Raw genomic sequence first — 5,448 nt, forward strand, 5'->3', positions numbered from 1 at the left:
GCCGTGCGGAGCGGTGATTTTGCAGACGGAAAAACAAAGGCGCTTTTCAGGGCGCCTCTTTCAGGAATATCGTAAAACTGGTAGCCGGTGATAATTATTCCTTTTCCCAGATATCGTCGTCAGCATCGGCTCCCGGTTTTTCGCTGGCCGCCGGAGTCTTATTTTCAGGAGGAAGATCAAATTCCTCCTTTTCGTAGTCGGTGTAGGTCTTGCAGCCGTGGTCATCATGAATCTGAATACCGCGTCTTCTGGCGAGATTAAGACTCTTTACCTTGCCCTCAAAGATTTCCGCCAGGGAATCCAGGGTTCTCATGTTGTCGGAGGAATTGTCGCAGGCGGTATAGGCAAAGAAATAGGCATAGCCCAGATCCCGGTTTTTGAAATTCTCGTTATTGAGGTAGATTTCGGCCAGCTTCTTATAGGCAAAGGGAATGCCCTTGTGAGCGGCATCCTCCAGATATTTTACCGCCTTGTGATGGTTGACGGCGGTTCCGAATCCGGTTATGTAGTTATGGCTGGCCAGAATCATTGCTTCGGGAACTCCCAGCCTGGCCAGTTCCAGCATTTCCTGATGAGATTTTTCGGGATCGTAGATGCCGAGATCCTTGTAGGATTCGGTTCCCATAATTCTGGCGAGAGTGGTTCTGGCTTTCACCGAGCCCCGGTTTTTGGCGTCGTTAAGATAGAAAAGGGCCTGTTTTCCGGTATTTCCCACGTGGTTTCCGGTATAGATCATAATGCCGATGATTCCGAGCTCTACCTCGGCCTGGAGATTTCCTCCGGTCTGAGCCTTGTGCAGCCAGGAAACCTGCTTGTTGAAATCCTCACGTACCCCGATGGCGTTTCCATAGATGGTCGCTACCAGATACTGCGCTTCGGGATCTCCCTTTTCGGCAGGCGGAAAACAAACCTTGAGAGCACTGTCCGGCGTTTTAAGCATGGCCGTCCTGCAGGCGGCGATTTCCTGATGGGAGGCCCGGAAGGTTCCTGAGGCCGGAGCTTTTTCGGCGGGGGGCGTCTGTGTGGCTTGGGCTGCATTTTCCGGTGGCACCGCGGCATTCCCGGCGGCCGGAGTCTCCCCGCCGCATCCTGTCAGAGCCAAGAGGCCGGACAGACACAATATTCCCGTTATTCCTGGTTTCATGGTTTACTCCTTTTCAGAACTGTTAGGGAATCCGGTTCCCAGATATCTGCCGGGATGCCGGAACAGCCAGACATCTCTCCAGATAAAGGCGGCCGTCATGAGATAGTAGCATGATACTATTACCGCCCAGATGCCGTTAACCCCGCGGACACTTCCGGTAATGTCCGTAAGACCGACAGTCCATGCCAGAGGCACTGCGAGACCCCAGAGAATCACGATGTTCAGTACCATGAATATCCGGGTATCCTTGAAGCCTCGGAGGATTCCCATGGCTGTTCCGAAAAAGGGATCCTGGGTCTGGTATCCCAGAACAAAAAGGAACAGCGGGGCCGCTATGGCAATGACCTCGGGATCGTCCGTAAACCATCCGATGATATCATACCGGTTCATGTAGATGATAAACATGAATGGAATAACCATGATAGAGGACACGATAAATCCGCTCAGGGCACAGAGCTTGGTCCGGAAAAGAGATCCGGCCCCCAGATGCTGACCGGTGCGGATTGAAACTGCAATGGACATGGAGATCGGGATCATGAAGGCCATGGTGTATACCGTGGAGGCGATCTGGCTGGCTGCCACCGTGGCACTGCCGAAACGTGTCAGGAGATATCCCGACACTGTGAATATCGAGCTCTCCAGCACTGCGGCAACTGATATCGGGAGCCCTACCAGGCAGATATGACGGATATCCTCTGCTACTGGACGGTAAAATCTTCCGGCAATGCGGATTCCGGATTTGCGGAGCCGGGAGCTTTTAACAGCGTAGAGAATAATCAGCAGGGCGGCAATCCAGGATACCAGGGCGGAGGAAATGCCGCAGCCGGGGGAACCCAGAGCCGGAAAACCGAGATGGCCGTACATAAATACCAGATTGGCCGGAATGTTTAGCACACAGATCAGGATGCCGATCACCATGGACGGGACCGCCACTGATAGTCCCTCCAGGGCATTTTTGCAGATGAAAAAGATCTGCTGAGCCGGAAGAGCCAGGGTCATCCACCGGAGGTAGGAGACGGTTTTCCGGGCCAGCTCCGGTTCCTCTACAGAATCCAGAAGCAGATCCGGCAGAATGAAAAGGCCGATAATGCAGGGAGCTATGACGGCAGCGGAGGGGTAAATCGCATTGAAAACGGTCCGGGGGATTTCCGCAAACTTTCCGGCACCGTACAGGTGGGCAGCAATCGGCCCCATGCCGAAGGGGATTCCAAAACAGAAAAGACTTACCGGAAGATAAAGAAGGGCTCCCAGGGAGATGGCAGCCAGATCCACGGTGCTGATGGCCCCTGACATCAGACTGTCGGTTACGCCCAGAATACTGGCGGAAAGCTGTCCGATAAAGATTGGCCCGGCAAGCATCAGAAGCTTTCTGATTTCATGCCGGAGATCGCTAAGCTTGAATTTTTCAAAAAGGGGGGCGGATTTCTTGTTTGTCATTATTTTTGCTGCTGGTGACTTGAGTCAGACACAAAGCGTGTATCTTCCAAAATACGGGTAACAGTCTGTCAGGGCAATTGCCGTCATTTATGGCAGAACGGCCACGGAACCCCGATTTTACAGTATCCGGTCATTCTTTTCAAAAACAGTATCGGGAGGAGCATGGGTAAATGGGCTGGGCGGGAAAATGGGAGGGCGGGAAAATGGGAGGGCGGGAAAATGGGAGGGGCGGCGGGAGTTCCGGGCAAGCATAAAGACTGGCGGATTTTACCCTGCTAAGAAGGGCAGCGGCAGCAGTCCGTGAAGGATGTTCCCAAAAATTCCAGCTGTCAAAAAAATGTCCCTGCGCGGCTAGCGGAATATGCTGTTTCGGTGGCAGGTATTCCTGTCTGCGATCCGGAAGCCCAGCCGTTCCTGAAGACCGTTCCAAAAAAAAATTGCTGAGTGCTGAGCTTCTGGCATGAATCTTTCATAAGAAAGCCGGTAACCAAAAATCCGGAGCCCCGGTCCGGGATTTTTCCGAAGGGGCATGCCGTATTGGAAAGCGGCTCCGGTTTCATAACAAAAAACTGCTTTTGGCTTTGGCTGGCAGATTTAAGCTCAGGAGATTTAAAAATGGCTCTTTATGTAAATACCAACGTCTCGTCGCTGAATGCGAACCGCAACCTTGCAAATTCCACCAATGCTCTTGATACCTCCTACAGGCGTCTGGCCTCCGGTCTCCGCATAAACAGTGCCAAGGACGATGCGGCAGGACTCCAGATTTCTGACCGTCTGACCTCCCAGATTAATGGTCTTAACCAGGGAAACCGCAATGCCATGGACGGTATCTCATTTGCCCAGACTGCCGAGGGGGCCATGGATGAAATCACTTCAATGTACCAGCGTATCCGTACCCTGGCTCTGCAGTCCGCCAACGGTTCCAATTCTGACGCCGACCGCGAGGCCATACAGCAGGAGGTGAGCTCTCTCTGCCTGGAAATTGACAGAATTTCCCGGGATACCACCTTTTCCGGCAATGATCAGCGACTTCTTAGCGGCGAAAAATCAGCTGTTATTGACAGCGGGGCTCTGGTTGTATCCAGTACCGCTCTGGTCATCAACAGAACCAGCTCCCACGTGGATTTTCAGGTAGGCGCCGATGCCAACCAGACCATAGGAATTGAACTCAGCTTCAGTTCTGACAAGCTGGGGTTCAGTGTGGCCGATGTGGCCAAGGCAAACGGCCTCGGAACCGCCAATGAGCTTGATGACAGCCATGCCGATTACTTTCTGAAGCAGAACGGTTCTACAAACAATGTAGCATTTGATGTTTCCACCCAGGTGTCGGCTCAGAATACGCTGAAGCATGTCGACAAGTTTATCGCCTCCATCGACAGCAAGCGGGCCGAGCTTGGCGCAGTGCAGAACCGGCTGGAATCCACCATCAGAAACCAGACCAATGTTTCTGAGAATGTCTCCGCTGCCCGCAGCCGCATTCGCGATGCCGACTTCGCAACAGAAACCGCGGCCATGACCCAGCAGAATATCCTGCAGCAGGCATCCCAGAGCATCCTGAGTCAGGCCAACCAGAGAACCCAGGTGGCACTGTCGCTGCTTCAGAGCTGACTGAAAAGGCCGGCAGAGGCACTGCCGGTCTTCATAACTGTTTTTCCTCTCAATTTGGGAAAGCTGCTCTTCCGGCCGGGGATCCCCGGCCTTTTGTGTGTTCGGGATGTTCTGTATCTACAGGGTGAAAGTCCCTAATACGACCGCTGGTGGGAGGTGGCAGTCGGCGTACACAGGAGACATAAGGATCTGAGTCCGGCACTTGCGGTGAGATTTCCAGTTTTGGCCGGGATTCCCTGAGAACTGCCGGGACGTTCCCGGTTTCACGGCAGCGCATGGTAAAAGCTCGATAGGTGTTCGCGGTATTCAGGGCTTCAAGGCTTCAAGTGCTTCTGTATGCTCATCGTTCTTGTTGATAAAACCGGAGCTTTTTGGTGCTCCTAACTATCTGTATCTGCTGAATGTGAAGGGCAATTTTGAGCGGAATTATTTTGAAAAATTGTTCTGAAAGGCTAAGAAATGAGAAAAAATGGTAAGTTACCCTAACACGGCAGTGTGGTAGACAACTTGACTGGTAGAGAACGAATCGGTGAAGTGTCAATATTATTAATGGTTTGGGGATAATTTATACTTTAATTTTTATCAAAAAGTAAGATGTTGGCGACTGACGATTAGGCAGGTTATGGGATAATGACAGACATAGAGCCTTTCTGCGCTTCAATCACTTCGTGAACAGCGGACCTGGGAAAGGCCTTTTCAGAGGTGATGGTCAGATTCAGAGGTGGAACAGAATGCTGAAGTCTATAGGTATCGGAGCGGAATTATTTCACGAATTAATTGAAAGCAACAGTTATTGCGTGGACAAGACTCCTTTTCTCAGGACTGTTTTTAAAGAAAATACCTCGAAAGTCATGCTCATTACCAGACCGAGACGTTTCGGTAAAACACTTACCATGTCCACCTTCTATGACTTTCTGTCTCTTAATATTGAAAAATCAATAAAAACGGAATACAGCCTGTACATTCCAAATGAAGAGATAAGAGACTGCTTCAGAGATAAAATTCTGAATTAGTTTAAGACTAATTCAGTTATGAAAGCCAGTACCGCTGAACTGGTAAAAGGTTTGTTTGAAGGTGATGCCGAAAAGGTGCAGGATAACCTTAACACGCTCCTTGGCAAATACGTTTCAATCAGAGATTTTGCCGCGAACGCACCTAAAGAAAAGTATTAGGTCTTAAACCTTCTTTTTATGGCTTCGGGGATTCTTGACAAAAGTGCTGGTGAATCCGTACCATATCGCACACAAAAATCGGGATGT

The 5,448-nt window shown here is 50.9% G+C and carries 5 protein-coding genes; 3 read left to right on the top strand and 2 right to left on the bottom strand.

The window, feature by feature from the left end; all coding sequences use genetic code 11:
• Nucleotides 1-94: 94 nt before the first annotated feature.
• Both F557_RS0108040 and F557_RS0108045 read right to left on the bottom strand, forming a co-directional pair.
• Nucleotides 95-1,144 (bottom strand): tetratricopeptide repeat protein, encoded by a 1,050-nt coding sequence (locus F557_RS0108040; protein ID WP_157617790.1) that lies wholly within the window; start codon nt 1,142-1,144, stop codon nt 95-97.
• Between the two features lie 3 nt (nt 1,145-1,147).
• Nucleotides 1,148-2,581, bottom strand: a complete 1,434-nt coding sequence (locus F557_RS0108045) for an MATE family efflux transporter (RefSeq protein ID WP_019001724.1) — start codon at nt 2,579-2,581, stop codon at nt 1,148-1,150.
• Nucleotides 2,582-3,196: 615 nt separating this feature from the next.
• Between F557_RS0108045 and F557_RS0108060 the strand changes: the two genes are divergently transcribed.
• The 3 genes from F557_RS0108060 (at nt 3,197) to F557_RS23255 (ending at nt 5,361) form a co-directional block, all read left to right on the top strand.
• Nucleotides 3,197-4,189, top strand: coding sequence for a flagellin N-terminal helical domain-containing protein (locus F557_RS0108060; RefSeq protein WP_019001727.1), 993 nt, complete (start codon nt 3,197-3,199; stop codon nt 4,187-4,189).
• Between the two features lie 731 nt (nt 4,190-4,920).
• Nucleotides 4,921-5,202 carry an AAA family ATPase gene (locus F557_RS19320; RefSeq protein WP_019001728.1) on the top strand — a complete coding sequence of 94 codons (282 nt, stop codon included), beginning with the start codon at nt 4,921-4,923 and terminating at the stop codon, nt 5,200-5,202.
• Nucleotides 5,203-5,220: 18 nt separating this feature from the next.
• Nucleotides 5,221-5,361 carry a hypothetical protein gene (locus F557_RS23255; protein ID WP_019001729.1) on the top strand — a complete coding sequence of 47 codons (141 nt, stop codon included), beginning with the start codon at nt 5,221-5,223 and terminating at the stop codon, nt 5,359-5,361.
• Nucleotides 5,362-5,448 lie beyond the last annotated feature (87 nt).

It is taken from the genome of Succinimonas amylolytica DSM 2873, from assembly GCF_000378405.1.
Taxonomy (GTDB): Bacteria; Pseudomonadota; Gammaproteobacteria; order Enterobacterales; family Succinivibrionaceae; genus Succinimonas; species Succinimonas amylolytica.